Raw genomic sequence first — 23,264 nt, forward strand, 5'->3', positions numbered from 1 at the left:
CATGAGCCCGTTGCCCGCTGAGGAGTGCGCCATGAGTGACATGATCAAGGACGCCACGGCGTCGTCGTCGCGGGACTGCCCGGTGGTGGAGGGCCGGCGCCAGGTGCAGCATGTGCCGGCACGCAAGGCCGAGGTGGGTGGCATCCCCATCCACCGGGTGCTGCCCTCGCGGCAGCGCCGCCTGGTGGGGGCCTGGTGCTTCCTCGACCACGCGGGGCCTGCGGTGTTCAAGGGCGACAGCCGCGGCATGCAGGTGGGGCCGCACCCGCACATCGGCCTGCAGACCTTCACCTGGATGATCGCCGGCGAGGTGCTGCATCGCGACAGCCTGGGCAGCGAGCAGGTGATCCGCCCGGGGCAGGTCAACCTGATGACTGCCGGCCGCGGCATCAGCCACACCGAGCAGTCGCTGCCGCAGGACCCGCAGCTGCATGCGGCCCAGCTGTGGATCGCCCTGCCGCACGCCCATCGCCACACCGAGCCGCGCTTCGACCACTACCCGGAGCTGCCGGTCTGGCAGGAAGAGGGCGTCACCCTGACGCTGCTGGTCGGCGAGTTTGCCGGCCACGAGGCGCCCACGCTCACTTTCTCGCCCCTGATGGGGCTGGATCTCGCCGCCGCGAAGGAGGCCGAGCTGACCCTGCCGCTTCGGCCTGAGTTCGAGTACGCCCTGCTGCCCCTGGAGGGCGAGCCGACCCTGGAAGGGGAGGCCCTGGCCGTGGATGAGCTGGCCTATCTGGGTCGCGGGCGTGACAGCGTGGCGCTGGCGCTGCCGGCGGGGGCCAGGGTGCTGCTGATCGGCGGCGAGCCGCTGGGCGAGGAGGTGCTGATCTGGTGGAACTTCGTCGGCCACAGTAAGGCGGAGATCGCCGAGGCCCAGCGCGAGTGGGAGGCCGGCGGCAAGCGATTCTGCCGCGTGGCCGGCTTCTCCGATGACGTGCGGCTGATGCCGCCGCCGCTGCCCTGGCGGGTATAGGGGCTACAGTCTAACCAGGCCAGGGAGGGAACCGGCGTTGCTCTACTACGTGGCAAAGGTGGCCATCACCGCCGTGCTGGTGGTGCTGATCGCGGAGATCTCCAAGCGCAGCTCCTTTATCGGGGCCGTGCTGGCGTCGGTGCCGCTGACCTCCGTGCTGGCCATGCTCTGGCTCTACATCGACACCGGCGATGGCGGCAGGGTGAGCGCGCTTGCCAGCAGCGTCTTCTGGCTGGTGCTGCCCTCCCTGGCGCTGTTCATCGCGCTGCCCCTGCTGCTGGCGAAGGGGGTCAACTTCTATCTCGGCCTCGCCGTCTCCATCGCCATCACCGCGCTCTGCTACTGGCTGATGGTGGCGGTGCTGCATTTCTATGGCGTCGAGCTGTGACCCTCAACCGCTGACGATGCGCGCGCGGCTGGTGCCGTTGCCCTGCGGTTCCACCCGGATCTGCACCGGTATGCGCTCGTGCATCTCCTGCACGTGGGAGATCACCCCCACCCGGCGCCCCAGCGCCTGCAGGCCGTCCAGGGCCTCCATGGCCAGCGCCAGGGACTGCGGGTCGAGGCTGCCGAACCCCTCGTCGATAAAGAGCGATTCAATCACCAGTTCGCCTGACGCCATGGAGGCGAGCCCCAGGGCGAGCGCCAGGGAGACCAGGAAGGTCTCGCCGCCGGAGAGCGAGTGCACCGAGCGCCTCTCGTCGGCCATGTCCTGATCCACCACCAGCAGGCCCAGCGGCGAGCCGCCCCGTGCCAGGCGGTAGCGGCGGCTGAGGCCCGCCAGGTGGACGTTGGCGTGCTCCAGCAGCTGCTCCAGGTTGTAGGCCTGGGCGATGCGCCGGAACACCTTTCCGTCGGCGGAGCCGATCAGCTCGCTGATCCGGCCCCAGCGGCGGTACTCGGCCCGGGCGGTCGCAAGCTCGCTCTGGCCGTCCCGCTGGCGCTCGCGGCGGCGGTCGTCGTCGCGCAGGGCGTGGAGCGCCTCGTCCCGGGCCTGCTGGGCCGCCTCCAGGCGCGGGCTGAGCTCGGCCTGGGCTTCGACCAGGGTGGCCCGGCGGCGCTCGAGGGCCTCGGCGATGGTCTCGCCGAGCAGGGCCTCGTCGTGCTTCTCCCCGTCATCGCTCTCCTGCTCCCCATCGATCAGCCCCTGGCCGCGGCGGTGGCGAAGCAGGGCGGCGCGCCGCTCGGCCAGGGTGGCGGCGGCGTGCTGGCGAGCCTGGTCGGCCGCCTCGAGCCGGCGCTCCTCCTCACGGGCCTCGGCGTCGCCCTGGGTGAGCAGGCGGGCGAGGGTGGCATCGTCCAGGTCCGGGTGCTGTGCGCGCCATTCGGCTAGGGAGCGGGAGAGCTGCGCCTGTTCCTGCTGCAGGGCGGCGAGCAGCTCCTCCTGGTGGACGAGCTGCTGGGCCAGGCGCTGCTGCTCACGTTCGGCGTCATGGCGGCGGGCCAGGGCGGCATCCCTGGCCTGGCGGGCCTGGGTCTCGTCCTCGTCCAGCCGCTGCTGCCACGCCTCCGGGGTAGCGTGATCGCCGAGCAGGGCGCGAAAGGCACGCTCGGTATCGTCATGCTGGCGTTGCAGCTCTGGGAGACGCTGCTCCTGTTCGGCCAGCTGCGTTTCGGCGGTGGCCTTCTCGGTCGCCAGGCGAGTGAGGGCCAGCTCACCCTGGCGCAGCGATTCCGCGAGGGGCGCGAGCTCGGCCTCCGCTCGATGGAGCTTCTCCAGGCGGATCTGCTGGGTGCTGCGCTCTTCCGTGCTGCGCTGGCGCTGTTGGTTCAGCCAGCTATCGCGCTCATCGGCCGCCACGGCGGCCAGCTCTCGGTGCAGAGGGTGGGCTTCCAGGGCCTCGCGGGCGGCCTCCCATCGCGCCCGGGCGGCTGGCTGCTGCTCATCGAGCTGCTGCCGGGTGTCCCGGGCGAGCTTGTACTGCGCCTGCAGCGCCTGATGGGCGTTCAGCGCCTGCTCATGGGCCTGCTGGGCGGCGTCGAGTTCGCGCTCCTCCTCGGCCTGCTGGGCGGCGAGCTGGGCCGCCTCGGGGCTGTCGGGCGGCTGCCGGCGCCAGGGGTGGTCGAGGCCCCCGCACACCGGGCAGGGCTCACCCTCCTGCAGGCCGTCGCGCAGCGTGGCCACGCTCTCGCTTCGGGCGGCGCGGGCCCGGGCGATGAAAGCGGCGAAGCTGTCGTGGCGGGCCTTGCACGCCTCCAGCTGCCGTCGGGCGGCCTGGCCGTCGCGGGTCAGGGTCGCCAGGCGCTCATTGGCCTCGGCCAGGTGGGTCTCGAGCTGCCGGTGGGCCTGTGCGGCCTGGTGGGCCTCCCGCCAGGCGGCCTGCAGCTCGCCCAGGGCAAGCTGGCGGGCGGCGGCCCGGTCGTGGGCCTGCTGGATGGCCTGGCGCGCGGCGTGAAGATGTGAGTGCTCACCCACCAGCTCGGCCAGGGCCGACTGCCACTGGCGCTGCAGTTCATGGCGCTGCTGCTGGGCGTCGTGCTCCTGCCGATGACGTTCACGAAGGCGGTCGACCTGCTCCCGGGCGCGGGTCCTCTGGTCCGCGAGCTCGGCCAGCTCGCGCTGGCGCTGGGCCAGGGCATGCTGGTGCTCGCGGGCCTCGCGCAGTCTCGGTTCGGCCTCGCGGCGTGCCTCGCCGGCCGCCTCCAGGCGCTTGCCCGCGCGGTCGTGGTCGGCGGCGGCGTCCTGTGCCGCCTGCTGCGCCCTGGCCAGCGCCTGGCGGGTGGCGTCGCGGTTGGCCTCGGCCTCATGGATGTGCCCCGGCAGGCTGGCCTGGCGGGTGAGTTCCTGGCGGCGGGGGGTGATCAGCCGGCGCCGGTCGCGGTCGCTGCGCCGGTCGGCGAGGGCCTGCCAGTCCACCTCGGCGGCCTGCTGCCGCGCCATGCCCTCGACGTAGTCCGCGTACAGGCGGGCATCGTCGTCGTGCCAGCGGCGTCGCATCTTCAGCGACTCGGCCTGGGTCTGCAGGTGAGTGAGGGCTTGCTGGGTGGCCGTGGCGGCACGATCGAGCTCGGCGCGGGCCTCGGGCTCGGCGGGCAGGTCATCGGCGAGCCTGGTCTCCAGAGCGTCCACGGCCTTCTTCGCCTCGTTGGCGCGGCGGTAGGCGGCCATGGAGATCTCGGAGTACTCGGCGGTGCCGGTGAGGCGCTCCAGCAGGTCGCTGCGGGCGTTGTCGTCGGCCTGCAGGAAGGCGGCGAACTCGCTCTGGGCGAGCAGCACGGCGCGGGTGAACTGGTCGAAGGTGAGCCCCAGGCGCTCCGGCAGCAGGCGCTCGAACTCGCGCTTCTGGGCGGTCAGCAGGCGCTCGTCATCGAGGTCGGTGAGCGATTGCTCCGCCGCCTGCAGGCGGCCGGTGGCCTTCTCCCGGGCGCGGCGCACTGCCCAGCGGGCGCGATAGCGGCGCCCGTCGCGGCCCAGGAAGTCCACCTCGGCGTAGCCGCTGGCGGTGCCGCGGCGCAGCAGGGTGCGGGCATCGCTGGTGGTGAGTCGCGAGTCCGCGGTGTCGTCGATCTGGCTGTCGCGGCTCGGCGCCTGGCGCAGCCGCGGGGTGCTGCCGTAGAGGGCCAGGCACAGGGCGTCGAGCAGGGTGCTCTTGCCCGCGCCGGTGGGGCCGGTAATGGCGAACAGGCCGGCGTCAGCAAGCGGCGGCGCGGTGAAGTCGAGCTCGAGGGGCCCCGGCAGCGAGGCCAGGTTCTCCAGGCGCAGGGCGAGGATCTTCATGGGCGCGCCTCCCGTGCGCTCGTCTCGGTGTCATCGGCGTCCAGCACCTCCTGGCGCAGGCGGTCGAAGTCTGCCAGCACGTCGTCGCCCGGCGGTTCCTTCCAGCGCTCCTCCCAGGCGCGCTCGAAGAGCTTGCGCGGGCCCAGGGTCTCGAGATCCACCCGCGCCGGGGGCGCGTCGTCCTCCCCCTTCGGCAGGCGGCGCTCCAGGCGCAGCAGGCGAAGCGCCTTGTCCTTGAGCGCGGCCTCCACCCGGGCGCGCAGGTCGGGAATGGGCGCATCGAGTTCCACGCGCACCTCCAGCCAGGGCCACCGCTCTCTAGGAAGCTCCCGCCCACGAGCTTGGCTTGGCTGCGCCGGGTCGTCCTCCAGGGCCTCGAGCTCTGCCAGCACCGCCTCGAGGGGGGCGGGGCCGATGCGGTGCATGGCGACCGGGCGCGGCACGGGAATCGCCTCTGTCGTGGCCAGCGCCTCGCCGTCCAGCGTCACCGCCACCACCTGGTGGGGGTAGGCCACCTCGCTGAAGTCCAGCGGCAGGGGGCTGCCGCTGTAGCGGATGCGCGCTTCGCCCACCTGCTGGGCGCGGTGCAGGTGGCCCAGCGCCACGTAGGCGATCGTCGGCGGGAACAGGGCGGCCGAGATCGACTCCTCGCCGCCGATCATGATGGGCCGCTCGCTGGCCTCGGAGACCGCCGCACCGTGGAGGTGGGCGTGGCTCATGGCCACCAGCGCCTGGCCGGGCTCGCGGCACGCCTCGGCGGCGGCGATCAGCTGGCGGTGGACCCGCGTGATGCCGGCCACATAGTCGTTGGGAGCCTGGTCGCCTGGCGGCGTGTCGCCGGGCTCGTTCTCGGCGTCATGGGCTGCCAGCGCCGCGCCGGTGACCTCGGCGGGGCGCAGGAAGGGCAGCGCCAGGCACCAGGCGCGGGTCTCGCCGGCGGCGTCGGTGAGCGGCACCAGCAGGCGCTCGGCGTCCAGGCGGCCGTCGTCCAGCCAGCTCACCCGGCCCAGGGCGTGGGTGCGCAGGCGGCGCATCAGCGGGGCGGGCAGCTCGATGCGGTTGCCGCTGTCGTGGTTGCCGGCGATCAGCACGATATCCAGGCGCGGCAGCCGCTCGTGGGCGGAGACGATGAAGTCGTAGAGCAGCTCCTGGGCGCGCAGCGAGGGGTTGACCACGTCGAAGATGTCACCGGCCACCAGCAGGGCGTCGGCCCGGCGCGCCACCAGGGTGTCGAGCAGCCAGGCGAGGAAGGCGCGGTGCTCGGCGTGGCGCTCCTGGCCGTGGAACGTCTGGCCCAGGTGCCAGTCGGCGGTATGGATCAGGGTCAACATGATCGGCGGGGCTCCCTTCCCTGGCTGGCGTTGAAAGGCGATAGTCTACGCCACTCGAGAGCGGCTGTTCAGGAGCCCACTGAGGCACCCCATCGGAGCTGATCTGGCGACAAGCCCCGGAGCGCCGGACCGACGAGGAGGCGCTGTGAACCCCTCCCTGGGCGCTACCGACGCCATCCCTGGCGTAGGACCTCCTCTACGGCTTGTCCCCAGCGCTCCTTGCGCCGTGCAAATTTGATAATCCTGCAGGAGTTTCCATGTCACTCACTCCCCTCCACGACTGGCACCTGGCGCCCCGCGAGGCCATCGCCCTGCAGCGGCGTCTGGCCGGGCGGGTGGAGCGTGATGATCGTCTGGATGCGGTGTGTCATATCGCCGGGGTAGATATCGGTTTCGAGCAGAAGGGTGCGATCACCCGGGCGGCGGTGGTGGTGCTGGCCTGGCCGCCGCGCTCGCCGGGGGTGTTCGACGTGGTCGAGGAGGCGCTGTACCGGGAGCCCACGCGGATGCCCTATATCCCGGGGCTGCTCTCCTTTCGGGAGGTGCCGGCGGCGCTGGCCGCCTTCGACAGGCTCAGCGTGACGCCCGACCTCGTCATGGTGGACGGCCAGGGTATCGCCCATCCGCGACGGCTCGGCGTGGCCAGCCATCTCGGGCTCTGGCTCGACCTGCCGACCATCGGCGTGGCCAAGTCGCGGCTCTGCGGGCGCCACGGGGAGCCGGGCCCCGCGCGTGGCGACTGGACGCCGCTGGTGGATGGCCCCGACGACGAGGTGATCGGCGCGGTGCTGCGCTCGCGGGTCGGCGTCAAGCCGCTCTTCGTCTCGCCGGGGCATCGGCTGTCGCTGGCTACGGCGCTTGCGTGGGTGGTGGCGTGCCTCGGGCGCACGAAGCTGCCGGAGCCGACGAGGTTGGCCGACCGGCTCGCCTCTCGACGGTCCTAGACGATATCCAGCGGCGTCTTGCGTGCCGGCGCGGGGAAGGCGTCGTCGAGGCGGGCCAGGGCCTCCTCGGGCAGCGGGATCGCGAGCGCCGCGGCGTTCTGCTCCACGTGCTCGAGGCCGGTGGCCTTGGGAATGGCGATCACGTCGCGGCGCCGCTCGCCGTCCGGTCCGGCGACGGGGCGGATCGCCCAGGCCAGCAGCAGCTGGGTGGGGGTGACGCCGAGCGACGAGGCGACCTCCAGCAGCGTCGGGTGGGTCAGCAGCTCCCGGCGCAGCTGCCCCGCCTGGGCCAGCGGGCAGTAGGCCATGGTGGGGATGGCTCGCTCGCGCTGCCAGGGCAGCAGGGCGTGCTCGATGCCCCGGGAGCCCAGGTGGTAGAGCACCTGGTTGACGGCGCAGTCGCCTGCGCCGGGCAGGGCGTGGAGGGCCGCCATCTCGTCCACGTCGAAATTGGAGACCCCGAAGCGGCGGATCTTGCCGGCCTCGCGCAGCCGCTCGAAGGCCTCCAGGGTCTCCTCCAGCGGGATATCGCCGGGCCAGTGCAGCAGGTAGAGGTCGAGGTGATCGGTTCCCAGGCGTTGCAGGCTCGCCTCGCAGGCGGCGATGGCCGAGTCGCGCCCGGCGTTCCAGGGGTAGACCTTGGAGACCAGGAAGGCCTCGTCGCGCCGGCCCACCAGCGCCTCGCCCACCACCGCCTCGGCCTCGCCGTCGGCGTACATCTCCGCGGTATCGATCAGGGTGAGCCCGAGCGTCAGGCCGTGCTGCAGGGCGCGCACCTCGTCCTGGCGCGGGGCAAGACCCTCGCCCATGTGCCAGGTGCCCTGGCCGATGGCGGGAATCTCGACCGCAGGCTCATGGGCGGTGGCGGGCAGGGTGACGGTGGGTGGCAGCGGGGCAGGCATGCGAACTCCTTGGGCGGTTTGGGGGGCGCGTTTCTGCCACAATAGCAGATCGCTTTCCCTGACCTTCTTCCCTGCTGCCGCGAGAGTCTCCATGTCCGCATCCACCGAGCCCACCCGCGATCAGGCCCTGGCCGCCACCCGCGCCTGGGTCGAGACCTTCGTGGTCGCCCGCAACGTCTGCCCCTTCGCCGGCCGCGAGGTGGCCCGCGACTCCATCCGCTACGTGGCAGTGGACGCCGGCGACTGGGAGGGCGCCCTGCACCGCCTGGTGGCCGAGTGCGAACGCCTCGATGAGAGCCCCGAGATCGAGACCACCCTGCTGGTGCTGACCCCGGGGCTCGAGGCGTTCGACGACTACCTCGACTTCCTCGCCGTGGCCGAGGCGCTGATGGCCGACCAGGGGTATGAGGGCACCTACCAGCTGGCGAGCTTCCACCCCGACTACTGCTTCGAGGGGGAGGCGCCGGAGGATCCTGCCAACTTCACCAACCGCTCGCCGTATCCCATGCTGCACCTGCTGCGCGAGGCGGGCCTCGAGCGGGCGCTCGCCCACTACCCGGACCCCGAGGCGATCCCCGATCGCAACGTCGCGGCGATGCGCGAGCTGGGCACCGAGGCCCTGGCCAGCGCCCTGGCGGCGCTGCGTGACGGCAAGCGTTGATATCCGGGATGGCCGGGGGTGCGGCGGGTCGTTAGTCTCGATGCTCCCCCTGACAAACAAGGAGTGCGTGGCATGAACCAGGTGACCCGAGCCGGCGCGCCGGTGGATGTGGCCGGCGATTTTCCCCGGGTGGGCCAGGCGGCTCCCGCCCTGACCCTGACCAATACCGACATGGCCGATGTGACGCTCGCCGACTTCGCCGGCAAGCGCAAGGTGCTCAACATCATTCCCAGCATCGACACCCCCACCTGCGCCACCTCGACCCGCAAGTTCAACGAGCTGGCCTCCCGGCTGGCCGATACCGTGGTGCTGGTGGTCTCCGCCGACCTGCCATTCGCCGCCAAGCGCTTCTGCGGGGCCGAGGGACTGGACGACGTCGAGACGCTCTCCACCTTCCGCTACCCCGAGTTCCACCGGGACTGGGGCGTGGCCCTGTCCAGCGGCGTGATGAGCGGCCTCTGTGCCCGGGCGGTGGTGGTGCTCGACGCGAACGACCGGGTGATTCATGCCGAGCTGGTGCCCGAGATCAAGCAGGAGCCGGATTACGAGGCGGCGCTCAAGGCGCTGGAGGCCCAGGCGACCGCCTGAGGCCCTGGCCGGGCGTCTCTCGAACCTCCGCCCCGGGCGTGTGCCGGCAGGCGGTGGCAAGACTCCCGGGACGTCTACACTGTGGTTGCCATTCATGTCTTCACGGCCACCCATCAGGAGAGTGACCCATGAGCATTACCAAGACGGCTTCCGCCCGCTGGCAGGGCGGCATCAAGAACGGCAAGGGCACGGTGTCCACCGAGAGCGGCGTGCTCAAGGAGACGCCCTACGACTTCCGCCAGCGCTTCGAGGGCCAGCCGGGCTCCAACCCGGAAGAGCTGATCGGTGCGGCCCATGCCGGCTGCTACTCCATGGCGCTGTCGCTGATCCTGGGCGACGCCGGCATGGAGCCCGAGAGCATCGATACCCGGGCCACCGTGACCCTGGCCGAGGATCCCGCGGGCGGCTTCCATATCCCCAGCATCCACCTGGTGACCCGGGTGAAGATCCCGGGGGCCGACCGGGCCGCCTTCGAGGAGTGTGCCGAGCAGGCCAAGGCCGGCTGTCCGGTCTCCAAGCTGCTCAATGCCGAGATCACCCTGGAGGCCACCCTGGAGAGCTGAGCAGGGCGGCCACCAGGCCCCGCCATGACTTACGACGGCCACCCTCGGGTGGCCGTCGTCGTATCAGGCGGTCGGCTCGCCAGTCGGCCGGTCGCGATGGCGGACGGCGGCCTTGACCAGGGCGCGGATCAGCCGCTGCTGGGGGCGATTGAAGATCAGCCACTCCGGGTGCCACTGCACGCCGATCAGGAAGTCGTGGTCCCGGGACTCGATGCCCTGCACCAGGCCGTCGCGGTCCCGGGCGACGATCTCGATGCCGCGGCCGGCCCGCTGGACCGCCTGGTGGTGCAGGCTATTGATGCGGCACCAGCTGACCCGCAGGATCCGGTGCAGCCGGCTGTCGCCGACGATGTCCACGGTCTTGCGCGGCAGCACCGTGCGCCGCCGCTTGAGCCCCTCGTGGGTGGTGTAGATGTCCGGGTCCAGGGTGCCGTCCAGGTAGACGTTGATCAGCTGGGCGCCGCGGCAGATGCCCAGCACCGGGGCGCCGGTGGGGATGAAGCGCTCCAGCAGCTCGAGCTCGAGCTCGTCGCGCTGGGGGTCGACCCGCACGTCGAGCTGTACCTCGGCGTTGTAGAGATGGGCCTGGATGTCGTCGCCGCCGCCGATGATCAGGCCGTCGAGATGCTCGGGCAGGGGGCGCGAGGGCGACAGCCGCTGCGGGCGGCCGCCGTGGCGCCATATCGCGAACCAGTCGAAGAGCCAGGCGATCTGGCTCTTGTCGTCGGAGGTGGTGATGCCGATCAGCGGACGGGTGTCGCTCACGAGGTCCCCACCCAGCCGCGCATGCGCAGCCACAGCCGGGCCAGCGGGGAGCGGGTGTGCTTGGCGACGTAGCCGGCGCTGCGCTTGGCCAGCAGCTCCTTGTCCGCGGCCAGCTTCTCCACCTCGAGCCAGCGGTTCCACTCCGTCACCGAGCCCCAGCCGGGCTCCGAGAGCCGCGCATCGGGCAGCCGGTAGTGGAAGGTCGGGCGGGCCTTGACCAGCTTGTTGTGGAACAGCTCGTGGGGAAAGTCCGGCCGCAGGTGGGCGAACAGCGGGGTCATGTCGAGCTCGCGATTGCGGGTCGGGTTGTCCTCCAGGTAGTCGCCGATCAGGGTGTCGAGGTCCGGCGCATAGCGGGGGGCGAGCACCTTCAGGGCATAGGGCTTGGGGAAGGGGTTGGCGTGGGGCAGCACCTCCCGGGTGATGTCCACGTCGATCTGCTCGCGCAGCCACTCGGCGGTCAGCAGGTAGGCGCGCAGGTGGTCCAACAGGCTCTCGGTCTCGAGGCTGGGGACCTCCGGGTTGAGGTGCAGGCCGAAGCCGTAGAGCAGGCTGGCGTCGGTGCCCTTGGCCCCATGCTGGCGCAGCGCCGCGAACAGCGCGTCGAGCTCGTCGAGTTCGTTCCAGGGGACCGGCGGGCAGACGATCTCGGTGGGCACCAGGCCCGTGACCACGTCGCCGATCAGCTCGCGGGTGCGGCTGTGGAAGTCGACGCGCATCTGGTGCCGCTGGCGCTCCCACTCGGTGTCGTCCTTCGGTCCGGCATTGATCACCGCATCGTCGGGGTGGGCATACTGGGTGTCCAGCTCGATGACGAAGTCGCCCCAGCGGGTGCCTTCCACCTTGAGCCGGTGGGGGCTCTTGACGATCACCTCGCCCCCGAAGAGCTCGCGGACCAGGTCGGCGGTGTCCCGCGGTGGCAGGCCGGCGAACTCGATTTCGACGCCCACGCGGCGGATCTCGCCATCGGGATTACGGGGCTCGGGTGGCGGTAGCGGCGTCATGACGGCATCCTGTGCGTGACATGGGGCGTTTTTCCCGAGCCTATCACAGCGAATGGACCCCAGGCAGGCTCGCGGCGACGCCCCGCCCCCGATCCCTCGGAATGGAGAGCCGATGTTGCCCAGCCCCTGCCGTGACTCCCTGACCCGCTGCCCGATGACGCGCTGGCTGCTGGCGCTGACGCTGCTGTTCGTCGGGCTGCTGCTGGCCGCACCGGCCACGGCCCAGCAGGTCGGGCTGGCTGGCCTGGTCACGTCCGAGGAGGGCGAGGCGCATGATCCCCGGGAATTCCAGGACTCCCTGGAGCGCATCATCGCCACCCTGGAGGATGCCGAGCAGCGCGGCGCGCTGCTGGAGAACCTGCGTGACCTCCAGGCGGCGCACGGCGAGGCCACGGAGGAGGGGGCGATCGCCCCACGCCAGGGGCTGCTCGGGGCCCTGGCCGAGACCCTGAGCGACCTGGGCGAGCAGGCCGAGGCGGGCCAGTCGCCGATCGACCAGTGGGAGCGCCAGCTCGAGGAGGGCTGGGAGGACCTGAGCACCCTGGTCAGCGAGACCGGCAATGCCGACCTGATGCGCTTCCTGGTCGAGGGCACGGTGCTGCTGGGCATCTGGGCCGGGCTGCTGGTGATCCTGATCGCCCTGGGACGCCTGCTGGCCAGGCGCCACGGCTGGCCCCTGGACCTCCCCCGGGAGCCTCGCGGCTGGCTGCTGGCTGTGCACTTCCTGCGCCGCATGCTGCCCTGGGCGCTCGCCTTCGCGCTGGTGCTGGGCGTTGCCCAGCTTGTGCCCGAGAGCTCCGGCCGGGTGATGGCCCTGGTGGTGGCCTATGTGGCGCTGTGCGGTCGCACCCTCTCGGTGGTGGTGGAGACCTTCGTCTCGGTGTTCACCCGCGGCCACCGCTTCATCGCCGTGCAGATCCTGCAGCAGCGGGCGCTGCGCCCGCTGTTCATGATCGGTGCGCTGGTCGCCCTGGGCGATGCCTTCAATTCCGAGCGCCTGTCGAGCCTGGTGGGGATCGAACTGGCCGGCCTGCTCTCGGTGCTGGCCAACATGCTGGCGGCACTGATCAGCGCCCGCTTCATCCTGCGCTTCAAGCGGCCCGTCAAGCACATCATCCGCAACCGGCCCTGGCGCGAGCGCCGCGACAGCGGCGGCAGCGCCAGCGTGGTCGGCGTGCTGGGCCGGCTGTGGCACGTGCCGGCCATGCTGCTGGTGGGAGGCTCGCTGCTGGCGATCTTCGTCACCGGCGGCGACGTCGGCACGGCGCTGGCGCGGTCGATCATCTCGGCGTCGCTGCTGGTGCTGGCGCTGGTGGTAACCGGGCTGATCCGCCGCCACGGCGAGCGGCGCAAGCGGCGCCAGCAGCGCCGCCGGGTCAGCCAGTACCGCCAGCGCCTGGAGCGCTTCGGCTATGTGCTGGCCCATGCGGCCACCTGGCTGGCCTTCGTCGAGCTGTCGCTGCAGGTGTGGAGTGGCTCGCTGGTCGGCATCGGCCAGCAGGGGGTGGCCAGCGCCCGCATCGGCCAGGCGCTGCTGGCCATCGCCCTGACGCTGCTGCTCGCCTGGCTGGCGTGGATCTTCGCCGACACCGCCATCCAGCGCGCCCTCACCAGCTCGACCCGGGCCCGCGGCCGGCGGGTCAACCAGGCGCGCGCCCAGACCATTACGCCGATGATCCGCAACGTGATCTTCACCACCATCGTGATCATCGCCGCCATCGTCGGGCTGGCCAACCTGGGGGTCAACGTCACGCCGCTGCTGGCCGGTGCCGGTGTGATCGGCCTGGCCATCGGCTTTGGCGCCCAGACCCTGGTCCAGGACCTGATCACCGGCATCTTCATCCTCATCGAGGACTCCCTGGCGGTGGACGACTTCGTGCAGATCAATGGCCACATGGGCACGGTGGAGGGGCTGACCCTGCGCACCGTGCGCCTGCGGGACCTGGACGGGGTGGTGCACATCATCACCTTCAGCCGCATCGACTCCATCCATAACATGTCGCGGCAGTTCGGCATCGCGCTGATGAAGATCCGCATTCCCCACGACATGAAGATCGACGATGCCATCACCCTGATGCAGGAGACGGCCCTCGAGCTGCGCCAGGATCCGATGATGCGCCACTACATCTGGTCGCCGCTGGAGATGCAGGGCATCCAGGCCTTCGAGGAGGGCTGCCCGATCCTGCGGATGCGCTTCCGCACCGCCCCGGAGATGCAGTGGGACGTGGCCCGCGCCTTCAACCTGCTGCTGCGCCAGCGCATGGAGGAGCAGCACATCGACCTCGGGGTGCCGCGCCTCAGCGTCAGCATGGAGGGGCGTGGCGGCGGCCGCCTGGACGGCAGCGCCGAGCGCGGCGATGGCCGCGATGCCAGCGGTCGCGAGCCCGGCGAGGCGGGCGCGGCCGATCCCGGGGGTGACACCAGCGCCCGTGGCGCTTCGCCGGATCCGTCGCAGTGATCACCATCGAGCGCCAGGACAGCTTCCACCTCAAGGTCTCCCGGGCGCTGCAGGAGGAGACCTCCCACCGGCTCGACCTCTTCCTCTTCGTGCCCGGGGAGCTGGGGCTCTCCACCCACGTGATCTCAGAGGAGGAGTTCTACCATGCGGCGATCCACGTCAAGCGCACCTACTACAGCGACCGCCACCACCTGCCGCTGGTGCTCAGCCGCCTGGCGGAGCGCGGCAAGCTGGATGCCGGGCAGTACCGGCTGAGCCTGAGCCTCTACGCCTACCAGTACGTGGTGGCCCTGGAGCGCTCCACCCGCACGCTGCTGGAGGCGGCCCGGGAGGCCCGCCGGGCCGAGAAGCAGGGCAGCGAGAAGGCGAATGGCCGGGGGAGTGGAAAGGGTGGCGGCAGCCAGGGCGCCGGCAAGGAGAAGGAGCGCGAGAATGGCGAGGCGACGCCGCGCGGCGGGAAGCACGCGGCGGGCAGCGACTCCGCCGAGGGGGAGCCGCCGACCCTGGAGGCGCGGCTCGAGGAGCTGGCCGAGCTGGCCACCGGCATCCTGCGCCGCCTGCGGCGCCAGCAGCCCGCCGAGGAGAGCCTGCACCGCTACTACGCCACCATCGACAACTACCTCTCCTGGTTCACCGAACAGCGCCTGCTGGCGCTGGTGGCCCACCTGCCCCGCGGCGGCCGCTGCCGGGAGGTGCGGGCGCGGCTGCTGGCGATCTGCCGGGACGAGGCCGACTACCGCAAGGCGCGCGAGTACAACTCCGAGCGCGTCATCCGGGACCCGACGCGCATGTCCAACAAGATGCGGCTGCTGCGCCGGCTGATCGAGTACCCGGTGACCCTCAAACAGCGCAACCAGGAGCTGGGCGGGGGCGAGCAGAAGGCGGTCAAGGCCTTCGCCACCGCGGTGGTGATGGTGTTCGTCTCGCTGGGCCTGCTGGAGGCACGCGACACCCTGGCGGACATCACCGCGCTGTTCGTGCTGGCCATGGCGGTGATCTACGCCCTGCGCGAGGTGTTCAAGGATGACCTGCGCAACACCCTCTGGCGCCTGCTGCGCAAGGGGCGCCCCAAGTGGCGCCGCCAGTACCTGGACCCGACCCGCAACACCCCGGTGGGCCGGCAGCTGGAGTGGTTCGACTACAAGCGCTTCGTCAAGCTCGACGAGGAGATCCGCCGGGTGCGCAAGCGCAACGTCGCCCAGCGCGAGGAGGTGGTGCTGCACTACCGCTCCAGCTCGCGGATGTCGCCGACCCGCTTCATGAGCGGCTACGACCATACCCGCGAGACGCTGACCCTCGACCTCTCCGTGCTGGCGCGGCTGATGGACAAGGGCAGCCACCATGTCTACCGGCTCGAGGACGGGGAGGTAGTGCGCGAGGCGGTGGAGAAGCGCCACCTGATCAACCTGGTGCTGCGCGAGGCGCAGGGAGACCGGCCGCCGATCCTGCAGCGCTGGAAGATCGTGATGAGCCGCTCGCGGATCGTCGACGTGGAGCGGGTCCACGCCGAGGGGCCGGGCCAGGAGGCGGAGTCGGGCAACTGAGCCGGCCCCCGGCCGGTCGGGTCAGCCCAGGTTCTCGGGGCTGAGGTTCTCGGGGCCGAAGGCATCCGGGAGCAGCTCGGCCATGGTGTACTCCCTGAGCAGCCGCCCCTCGGCATCCACCACCCGGATCCGCGTGGCGTCGTCGGCAAACTCGCGGATGCGCTGCCGGCAGTCGCCGCAGGGGGTGCAGAGGTGCGTGCCGGGGCCGATCACCCAGACCTCGCGCAGGCGCCGCTCCCCGGCGCTGGCCATGGCGGCGATCGCCGAGGCCTCGGCGCAGATCCCCTTGTAGTGGGCCACCTCCACGTTGGCGCCGGCGTAGCGGCGGCCGCTCTCGCTGACCACCACCGCGCCCACCGGATGGTGCGAATAGGGCGCGTAGGCCCGGTCCCGCACCGCGACCAGCTCGCCGACAAGCGTCGGGTCGAGGGGCGTGCGGCTCATGGGGTCACCCCCCGGCTGGCGTCGTCGCGCAGCACGGCCTCCAGGGCCACGTGCATCATGTCATCGAAGGTGCGCTCGCGGTCGGCGCTCGAGAGCGAGTCGCCCCTGAGGATATGGTCCGAGACCGTGCAGAGCGTCGCGGCCCGGGCGCCGAATTCCGCGGCGACCCCAAAGAGCCCGGCGGCCTCCATCTCCACCCCGACGATGCCGTAGCGCCTGAGCAGCTCGGCGGTCTCGGGGCGGGGGTCGTAGAAGAGGTCCGCGGAGAAGAGGTTGCCCACCTTCACCGGCAGGCCGCGGTCGGCGGCCGCGTCCACGGCGTGGCGGGTCAGCTCGAAGTCGGCGATGGCGGCGAAGTCCATGCCGGCGAAGCGGCTGCGGTTGACGCCCGAATCGGTGCAGGCGCCCAGGCCGACCACCACGTCGCGCACCGCCACGTCGTCGCGCACCGCGCCGCAGGAGCCGACGCGGATCAGCCGCGTCACGCCGTAGTCGGTGATCAGCTCCTTGGCGTAGATCGATACCGAGGGGATGCCCATGCCGTGGCCCATCACCGAGATCGCCCGGCCCCGGTAGGTGCCGGTGTAGCCGGACATGTTGCGCACCGTGTTCACCTGGCGCACCTGCTCCAGGTAGGTCTCGGCGATGTACTTCGCCCGCAGCGGGTCGCCGGGCATCAGCACGGTGTCGGCGAAGTCGCCCGGCTCGGCGTTGATATGGGGAGTCGCCATCACTGGCCTCCTGTCGCGGGGTGGTCGAGGAAAGCGGTGCCGTCCGCCATGGGCGGCAGGCCCAGGAAGGTGGCCAGGCTCTGGCCGATATCGGCGAAGGTCTCGCGCGCCCCCAGGCTGCCGGGGAAGAGCCCGCCCCCCAGCGCCAGCACCGGGACGTGCTCGCGGGTATGGTCGGTGCCGGCCCAGGTGGGGTCGCAGCCGTGGTCGGCGGTGAGGATCAGCAGGTCGTCATCGCCGAGCCTGGCCAGCAGCTCCGGCAGGCGGGCGTCGAAGTGCTCCAGGGCCGCCGCGTAGCCGGCCACGTCGCGGCGGTGGCCGTGGACCATGTCGAAGTCGACGAAGTTGGTCATCACCAGGCTGCGGTCGCCGGCCGTCTCCAGCGCCGCCAGGGTGGCGTCCATCAGGGCGTCGTGGCCGCTGGCCTTCACCGTGCGCGAGATGCCGCAGTGGGCATAGATGTCGGCGATCTTGCCGATGGCGATCACCTCGCCTCCGGCGTCATGCAGCTTCTGCAGGACGGTGGGGGCCGGGGGCTCGACGCTGTAGTCGCGGCGGTTGGCGGTGCGGGTGAAGCCGGCCGCGTCCGACCCGCTGAAGGGGCGGGCGATGACGCGGCCGATGTTCCAGGGCTCGAGCAGGCGGCGCGCCGTCTCGCAGACCGCGTAGAGCCGCTCCAGGCCGAAGGCCTCCTCGTGGGCGGCGATCTGGAACACCGAGTCGGCCGAGGTATAGACGATGGGCTTGCCGGTGGCGACGTGGGCCTCGCCGAGGCGCGCGATGATCTCGGTGCCCGAGGCATGGCAGTCGCCCAGCACCCCGGGCAGCCCGGCCTCGCGGACCAGGGCCTCGAGCAGCTCGGACGGGAAGCTCTGCTCCCGGTCGAGGAAGTAGCCCCAGTGTGAGCGCACCGGGACCCCGGCGATCTCCCAGTGGCCCGAGGGGGTGTCCTTGCCGGAAGAGAGCTCCCGGGCGTGGCCCCAGGCGCCCACCACCTCGGTGGGGACCGCGACGCCGTCGGCCCAGTCGCCGGTGCTGGCGTGGTGGGCGTGGAAGAGCCCCAGCCGTCCCAGGTTCGGCAGCGCGAGCGGCCCCTGACGGACCGCGCCCGGGCCTGGGCCGTCTTCGGGGCCCTGAGATAGCCCGTCTTCGGGGCCTTGAGATAGCCCGGTTTCGGGGCCCTGTGGAAGGTCGCACTCGCCGCGGGCGCAGGCCGCGGCGATATGGCCCAGGGTGTCGGCGCCGGCGTCGCCGAAGTGTCCGGCATCGGGGGTGGCGCCGATGCCGAAGGAGTCGAGCACGAGCAGGATGGCGCGGGTCATGGGGCCTCCCGGCGAAGGGTGTCATGGATCAGTGTAGGCACGGTGACCGGGGCGTCGCCCACAGCGATGGCCGCGCGGAGCCGGCGCTCGGCCCGTTCGGCCTCGGCCTCGCTGGCCGCCCGGATCCGCGCCAGCGGGCGCTCGGCGTCCACCGCCTCGCCGATGGCGGCGATGTCGCAGAGCCCCACCGCGGGGTCGATGGCCGCGTCCGGGACACGGCGACCGCCGCCGAGGGTCACCACCGCCAGTCCCAGCTCGCGGGTGTCGATCGCCTGCACCCGGCCGGGTCGCTCGGCGAACACCGCCCGGCTCACCGGCGCCTCGGGCAGGTGGCGGCCGGGGTGCTCGAGCAGGTCGGCGGGCCCGCCCAGGCCCGAGACCATGCGCGCGAAGCGCTCGGCGGCGGCGCCCGAGGCCAGCGCCGCGTCGAGCCGAGCCAGGGCCGCCTCGCGGGAGTCGGCCAGGCGCCCGGCCAGCAGCAGCTCGGCGGCAAGCGTACGGGTCACCGTCAGCAGCCGGCCATCGCGCACCTGGCCGGTGAGCAGCCGGATCGCCTCGTGGACCTCGATGGCGTTGCCGGCGCAGGGCGCCAGCGGCTGGCTCATGTCGGTGACCAGCGCGGTGGTCGGCGTGCCGGCCCGGCTGGCCACCTCGGCAATGGTCTGTGCCAGTTCCCTGGCGGCTTCCTGCGTGGGCATGAAGGCGCCGCTGCCGGTCTTGACGTCCATCACCAGGGCGTCGAGGCCGCAGGCGAGCTTCTTGCCGAGGATCGAGCTGACGATCAGCGGCAGCGACTCCACCGTGGCGGTGACGTCGCGGATGGCGTAGAGGCGCCGGTCGGCCGGCGCCAGGTCGGTGGTCTGGCCGATGATCGCCACGCCCGCCGTCCTGACCAGGCGGCGGAAGGCGGCGGTGTCCGGGGTGACTGAGACGCCGGGGATCGCCTCGAGCTTGTCCAGGGTGCCGCCGGTGTGGCCCAGGCCGCGACCGGAGATCATCGGCACGAAGCCGCCGCAGGCGGCGATCCAGGGGCCCAGTACCAGCGACACCAGGTCGCCCACGCCGCCGGTGGAGTGCTTGTCGAGCCGCGGGCCCGGCAGGTCCAGGTCGTCCCAGGCCAGGGTCTGGCCGGAGTCGCGGATCGCCTCGGTGAGGGCCACCGTCTCGGCGGTGTCCATGCCGTTGAGGAAGATCGCCATGGCCAGCGCCCCGACCTGGGCGTCGGAGAGCGAGCCGTCGCTGATGCCGGTCACCAGCTCGGCGATCGCCTCGGGCGACAGTGAATGGCCGTCACGCTTGGCGCGGATCCGCTCCTGGGGCAGCGACGCTGAGGGCTGGGCGTGCGGCGGCATCAGTAGCCTCCCTGGCTCCCGGCGGGCGCGGCCATCACGCCCAGGGTCTCGAGCAGGCTGTCGAGCAGCCCGGAGGCCCCGAAGCGGAAGTGCGCGGGGGTGATCCAGGCGGCGCCCATCAGCCGCTCGGCCAGCTGCAGGTAGGCCTGGGCGTCCTCGACGGTGCGCACGCCGCCGGCGGCCTTGAAGCCCACGTCGCGGCCGCTGGCCCGGATCGCCTCGAGCAGGATCTCGGCGGCTTCCAGGGTGGCGTTGACCGCCACCTTGCCGGTGGAGGTCTTGAGGAAGTCGGCGCCGCCCTCGATGCCCAGCTCGGCGGCCCGGCGGATCAGCGCGGGGTCCTTGAGCTCGCCGGTCTCGAGGATCACCTTGAGCACGGCATCGCCGGCGGCCTGGTGGCAGCAGGCGACCAGCTCGCGGCCGGTCTCCTCGTCGCCGGCCAGCAGGGCGCGCCAGGGGAAGACCACGTCCACCTCGTCGGCGCCGGCGGCCGCCGCCTCGCGGGTCTCCCGGGCGGCGGCCATGATGTCGTCGCCCCCGTGGGGGAAGTTGGTGACCGTGGCCACCTTGACCCGGCCCTCCAGCTCCAGGGCCTTGAGGGTGCGGCGGGCGGTGGTGACGAAGGCCGGGTAGACGCAGACCGCGGCGGGTGTGCCGGCGGGGGTCTTCACGCGGCGGCACAGCGACTCGATGCGCGCGTCGGTATCGTCGTCGTTGAGGCTGGTCAGGTCCATCAGGGAGAGCGCCTGGCGGGCGGCGCGTTGCAGGTCGGTCATGCGGGCACCATCGTGTGGGTGAGCGGATTGGCGTCGGGGACGGCCGGGGAGCGGCGGCGTGGCGCTCCCCGGCGCGGGAGGGGCCTCAGCCCAGCGCCCCCAGGGCGAGGAAGAAGCCGGCCAGCGAGGCCGACATCAGGTTGGAAAGGGTACCGGCCAGCACCGCCTTGAGGCCGAAGCGGGCGATCTCGGGGCGGCGGTTGGGGGCGATGCTGCCCAGGCCGCCCAGCAGGATCGCGATGGACGACAGGTTGGCGAAGCCGCACAGCGCGAACGACAGGATCGCCATGGTATGCGGGGTCATCACCTGGCCGGTGGCGGCCACCAGCTGGTCGCCCTCCAGGTAGGGGGCAAGGTTGATGTAGGCGACGAACTCGTTGACCACCAGCTTCTGGCCGATGAAGGAGCCGGCCAGGGTCGCCTCCTCCCAGGGCACGCCGAGCAGGAAGGCCAGCGGGGCGAACAGCCAGCCGAGGATCCACTCCAGGCTCAGCGACTCCAGGCCGATCCAGCCGCCGATGCCGCCGAGCATGCCGTTGATCAGCGCGATCAGGCCGATGAAGGCGAGCAGCATGGCGCCCACGTTGGCCGCCAGGCGCAGCCCGGAGCTGGCGCCGTTGGCCGCGGCGTCGAGCACGTTGGCGGGCCGGTCATCCTCCTCGATCACGTCCGGGACCTGCTCCGTGTCGTCCACCGGCTCGCGGGTCTCGGGCATGATCAGCTTGGCGAACAGCAGCCCGCCCGGGGCGGCCATGAAGGAGGCGGCCACCAGATACTCCATGGGGATCCCCAGGGCGGCGTAGCCCGCCAGCACCGAGCCGGCCACCGAGGCCAGGCCGCCGCACATCACCGCGAAGAGCTGCGAGGGCGTCATGCGGGCGATGAAGGGGCGCACCACCAGCGGCGCCTCGGTCTGGCCGACGAAGATGTTGGCGGTGGCGGAGAGCGATTCGGTGCGCGAGGTGCCCAGGGCCTTCTGCAGGGCCCCGCCGAGCAGGCGGATGACCCACTGCATGATGCCCAGGTAGTAGAGCACGGCGATCAGCGACGAGAAGAAGATGATCACCGGCAGCACCTTGATGGCGAACACGAAGCCGACGCTCTCCACGTCGGCCAGGCCGCCGAACAGGAAGTCGATGCCGTCATTGGCGTAGAGCACCACCTGGCTGACGGCGGAGGAGATGGCCTGGAGCACCGCCTGGCCGAAGGGCACGTAGAGCACGAAGGCGCCGATGCCGGCCTGGATGGCGAAGGCGCCTCCCACGGTTCGCAGGCGGATCGCACGGCGATCGGTGGAGAAGATCAGGGCGATGGCGATCAGCGTCACCATGCCGACCAGGCTCATCAGGAGAGTCATGGGGGCACCTGCTGGCGGCTGCGTCCGCCCGGCGGGCGGCGGAGTGGATATGGTGTGAAACCTATAACATTTCCTGTTATTTTTCTAACATTTTCCGTCCCGTTCCTCCCGGAGCCCATGCCGATGAATCCCCGCAGCGCCCAACGACTGGCACGACTCGCCGATGCCCTGGCCCGGGGCGGGCGCCTGCGCCTCGCCGAGGCCGCCGCCCTCTGCGAGGTCTCCGAGATGACCATCCGCCGAGACCTGGCGGCCGGCGAGGGCCAGCTGGTGCTGGTGGGCGGGCACCTGATGCGCGCCGATGACCCGCGCCAGGCGCCGGTCTACGACCTGGCGACCGAGCAGGATCGCCAGGCCCGGGCCAAGTACCGGCTCTGCGAGCGCGCCAGCGAGTTCGTGGAGGAGGGCGACACCCTGTTCATCGACTGCGGCACCACCCTGGTGCCGCTGGTCGGCCAGCTCGCGGGGCGGCGCGAGATCACCGTGGTGACCTATGCGCTCAACGTGGCCAATGCGGTCAGCGCCCTGCCCGAGGTGCGGCTGGTGCTGCTGGGCGGGCTCTACCACGCCAGCTCCCACTCCTTCGACGACGAGGGGGTGCACGAGGTGGTGCAGCGCCTGGGCATCAACCGGGCCTTCCTCTCGGCGGCCGGTGTGCATCCCCACAAGGGGGTCAGCTGCTTCCACTTCCACGAGGTGGCCGCCAAGCGCGCCGCGATCGCCGCGGCCGGGGAGCGCATCCTGGTGGCCGACGAGACCAAGCTCGGGGTCATTCGTCCCGCACGCTTCGCCGACCTCGCGGAGGTCGACGTGGTGATCACCGACGGCCAGGCGGGGCGTGACCTGCAGCGCGCTCGGTGTGCCGCGGATGGCGCCCCCCGGATCCTGCTGGCCGGGGAGCGTTGAAGAATCCTTGCGCCGGCTCAAGGCACACGGCGGCGGGCATTGCTATCTTCTGATAAAGGGCAGCGCCCGACGGGGCCTGCCGCAGGAATGAAGCGCCAGCAGGTGGCCCGCCAGGTGCGGGTCGCCCATTCACAACGCCCAGAGGACGCACCATGCAAGCTGCAGACATCATGACTCGCAATGTCATCACCGTGGGACCCGACAGCGAGGTGCGCGAGATCGCCGCCCTGCTGCTCGAGAACGGCATCAGCGCCGTGCCCGTGGTGGATGCCAACGACAAGGTGTTGGGGATCGTCAGCGAAGGCGACCTGATGCGCCGCGTCGAGAACGGTAGCGGTCGCCGCAAGTCATGGTGGCTGAAGCTGGTGGCCGGCCACGACCCCGCCGACTATGTGAAGTCCCACGGTCGCCTGGCCCACGAGGTGATGACCCGCGATCCGATCACCATCGACGAGGAGATGCCGCTGCACAAGATCTCCACCCTGCTCGAGAAGCACCACATCAAGCGGGTGCCGGTGGTGACCGGTGGCAAGCTGGTCGGCATCGTCAGCCGCTCCAACCTGCTGCGCGGGTTCTCGGTGGCCGAGCCCGACGCCAGCGTGACCAGCGACGACCGGGAGATCCGCAAGGCGATCCTCAAGGAAGTCGACGAGCACACCGGGGTGCTGGTCGACCGCATCAATGTCATCGTCACCGAAGGCCGCGTCCAGCTGTGGGGCCTGGTGGAGAACCAGCAGGAGAAGATGGCCGTGCAGGTGGCCGCCGAGAACACGTCGGGCGTCAAGGCCGTGGAGAATAACCTGGGCTTCATCCCGCGGGGCGTCGGCAGCATCTGATTCGTTCATCGACACCCACGCAACGGGGCGGCCCATGGGCCGCCCCGTTGCGTTATGTCCCGCTGCGTCGCCGGGTGCCGTGACGC

General features: G+C 71.5%; 21 protein-coding genes. 10 read left to right on the forward strand and 11 right to left on the reverse strand.

The features are described from left to right. Positions 1-31 precede the first annotated feature (31 nt). Both NFC98_RS04520 and NFC98_RS04525 read left to right on the forward strand, forming a co-directional pair. The gene (locus tag NFC98_RS04520; protein ID WP_254276948.1) at positions 32-976 is read left to right on the forward strand and encodes a pirin family protein; all 945 of its coding nucleotides are present in this window, start codon (positions 32-34) and stop codon (positions 974-976) included. Between the two features lie 37 nt (positions 977-1,013). Continuing rightward, on the forward strand, positions 1,014-1,364 hold the full coding sequence (locus NFC98_RS04525; RefSeq protein WP_254276949.1) for a DUF3147 family protein: 351 nt from the start codon (positions 1,014-1,016) through the stop codon (positions 1,362-1,364). A 3-nt stretch (positions 1,365-1,367) separates the two neighbouring features. On the opposite strand, the gene NFC98_RS04530 is transcribed toward NFC98_RS04525, so the two are convergent. After that, complete coding sequence (locus NFC98_RS04530; protein WP_254276950.1) at positions 1,368-4,694, reverse strand: AAA family ATPase; 3,327 nt, start codon at positions 4,692-4,694, stop codon at positions 1,368-1,370. After that, complete coding sequence (locus tag NFC98_RS04535; protein WP_254276951.1) at positions 4,691-6,025, reverse strand: exonuclease SbcCD subunit D C-terminal domain-containing protein; 1,335 nt, start codon at positions 6,023-6,025, stop codon at positions 4,691-4,693. Before NFC98_RS04535 ends, NFC98_RS04530 begins: the two co-directional genes overlap by 4 nt. 257 nt (positions 6,026-6,282) lie before the next feature. Between NFC98_RS04535 and nfi the strand changes: the two genes are divergently transcribed. Continuing rightward, a complete protein-coding gene (nfi, locus tag NFC98_RS04540; protein ID WP_254276952.1) occupies positions 6,283-6,969 on the forward strand; it encodes a deoxyribonuclease V in 687 nt (228 codons plus the stop codon). Here the strand turns inward: nfi and NFC98_RS04545 are convergent. After that, a complete protein-coding gene (locus NFC98_RS04545) occupies positions 6,966-7,871 on the reverse strand; it encodes an aldo/keto reductase (protein ID WP_254276953.1) in 906 nt (301 codons plus the stop codon). The two genes, nfi and NFC98_RS04545, sit on opposite strands and share 4 nt — an antisense overlap. 91 nt (positions 7,872-7,962) lie before the next feature. On the opposite strand from NFC98_RS04545, the gene NFC98_RS04550 reads away from it, so the two are divergent. The 3 genes from NFC98_RS04550 (at position 7,963) to NFC98_RS04560 (ending at position 9,683) form a co-directional block, all read left to right on the forward strand. Next, positions 7,963-8,532: a DUF1415 domain-containing protein gene (locus NFC98_RS04550; protein WP_254276954.1), complete on the forward strand. Its 570-nt coding sequence runs from the start codon at positions 7,963-7,965 to the stop codon at positions 8,530-8,532. 72 nt (positions 8,533-8,604) lie between these two features. Beyond that, the gene (tpx, locus tag NFC98_RS04555) at positions 8,605-9,120 is read left to right on the forward strand and encodes a thiol peroxidase (RefSeq protein ID WP_254276955.1); all 516 of its coding nucleotides are present in this window, start codon (positions 8,605-8,607) and stop codon (positions 9,118-9,120) included. Positions 9,121-9,248: 128 nt separating this feature from the next. Beyond that, on the forward strand, positions 9,249-9,683 hold the full coding sequence (locus NFC98_RS04560) for an OsmC family protein (protein ID WP_254276956.1): 435 nt from the start codon (positions 9,249-9,251) through the stop codon (positions 9,681-9,683). Positions 9,684-9,746: 63 nt separating this feature from the next. Here the strand turns inward: NFC98_RS04560 and NFC98_RS04565 are convergent, their stop codons facing one another. Beyond that, positions 9,747-10,448 (reverse strand): gamma-glutamyl-gamma-aminobutyrate hydrolase family protein, encoded by a 702-nt coding sequence (locus NFC98_RS04565; protein WP_254276957.1) that lies wholly within the window; start codon positions 10,446-10,448, stop codon positions 9,747-9,749. Beyond that, positions 10,445-11,452, reverse strand: coding sequence for an amidoligase family protein (locus tag NFC98_RS04570; protein ID WP_254276958.1), 1,008 nt, complete (start codon positions 11,450-11,452; stop codon positions 10,445-10,447). The genes NFC98_RS04565 and NFC98_RS04570 overlap by 4 nt, the downstream gene beginning before the upstream one ends. 112 nt (positions 11,453-11,564) lie before the next feature. On the opposite strand from NFC98_RS04570, the gene NFC98_RS04575 reads away from it, so the two are divergent. Next, positions 11,565-13,910, forward strand: coding sequence for a mechanosensitive ion channel domain-containing protein (locus tag NFC98_RS04575; RefSeq protein WP_254276959.1), 2,346 nt, complete (start codon positions 11,565-11,567; stop codon positions 13,908-13,910). Next, positions 13,907-15,454, forward strand: coding sequence for a hypothetical protein (locus NFC98_RS04580; RefSeq protein WP_254276960.1), 1,548 nt, complete (start codon positions 13,907-13,909; stop codon positions 15,452-15,454). Before NFC98_RS04575 ends, NFC98_RS04580 begins: the two co-directional genes overlap by 4 nt. Before the next feature lie 21 nt (positions 15,455-15,475). Here the strand turns inward: NFC98_RS04580 and cdd are convergent, their stop codons facing one another. The 6 genes from cdd to NFC98_RS04610 all read right to left on the reverse strand — a co-directional run bounded on the left by cdd (position 15,476) and on the right by NFC98_RS04610 (position 21,436). Continuing rightward, positions 15,476-15,898, reverse strand: a complete 423-nt coding sequence (cdd, locus tag NFC98_RS04585; protein WP_254276961.1) for a cytidine deaminase — start codon at positions 15,896-15,898, stop codon at positions 15,476-15,478. Beyond that, positions 15,895-16,629, reverse strand: coding sequence for a purine-nucleoside phosphorylase (gene deoD, locus NFC98_RS04590; RefSeq protein WP_254276962.1), 735 nt, complete (start codon positions 16,627-16,629; stop codon positions 15,895-15,897). Before deoD ends, cdd begins: the two co-directional genes overlap by 4 nt. After that, complete coding sequence (locus NFC98_RS04595; RefSeq protein WP_254276963.1) at positions 16,629-17,951, reverse strand: phosphopentomutase; 1,323 nt, start codon at positions 17,949-17,951, stop codon at positions 16,629-16,631. The genes deoD and NFC98_RS04595 overlap by 1 nt, the downstream gene beginning before the upstream one ends. Continuing rightward, the gene (gene deoA / locus NFC98_RS04600) at positions 17,948-19,303 is read right to left on the reverse strand and encodes a thymidine phosphorylase (RefSeq protein WP_254276964.1); all 1,356 of its coding nucleotides are present in this window, start codon (positions 19,301-19,303) and stop codon (positions 17,948-17,950) included. The genes NFC98_RS04595 and deoA overlap by 4 nt, the downstream gene beginning before the upstream one ends. After that, complete coding sequence (gene deoC / locus NFC98_RS04605; RefSeq protein ID WP_254276965.1) at positions 19,303-20,079, reverse strand: deoxyribose-phosphate aldolase; 777 nt, start codon at positions 20,077-20,079, stop codon at positions 19,303-19,305. The genes deoA and deoC overlap by 1 nt, the downstream gene beginning before the upstream one ends. A gap of 85 nt (positions 20,080-20,164) precedes the next feature. Then, a complete protein-coding gene (locus tag NFC98_RS04610; RefSeq protein ID WP_254276966.1) occupies positions 20,165-21,436 on the reverse strand; it encodes a NupC/NupG family nucleoside CNT transporter in 1,272 nt (423 codons plus the stop codon). 123 nt (positions 21,437-21,559) lie between these two features. On the opposite strand from NFC98_RS04610, the gene NFC98_RS04615 reads away from it, so the two are divergent. Further along, entirely contained in the window at positions 21,560-22,342 is a 783-nt protein-coding gene (locus tag NFC98_RS04615) for a DeoR/GlpR family DNA-binding transcription regulator (RefSeq protein ID WP_254276967.1), read from the forward strand. A 152-nt stretch (positions 22,343-22,494) separates the two neighbouring features. Next, complete coding sequence (locus NFC98_RS04620; protein ID WP_254276968.1) at positions 22,495-23,178, forward strand: CBS domain-containing protein; 684 nt, start codon at positions 22,495-22,497, stop codon at positions 23,176-23,178. Positions 23,179-23,264 lie beyond the last annotated feature (86 nt).

The sequence above is a fragment of the Halomonas sp. 3H genome (assembly GCF_024206005.1).
Lineage (GTDB): Bacteria > Pseudomonadota > Gammaproteobacteria > Pseudomonadales > Halomonadaceae > Halomonas > Halomonas campaniensis.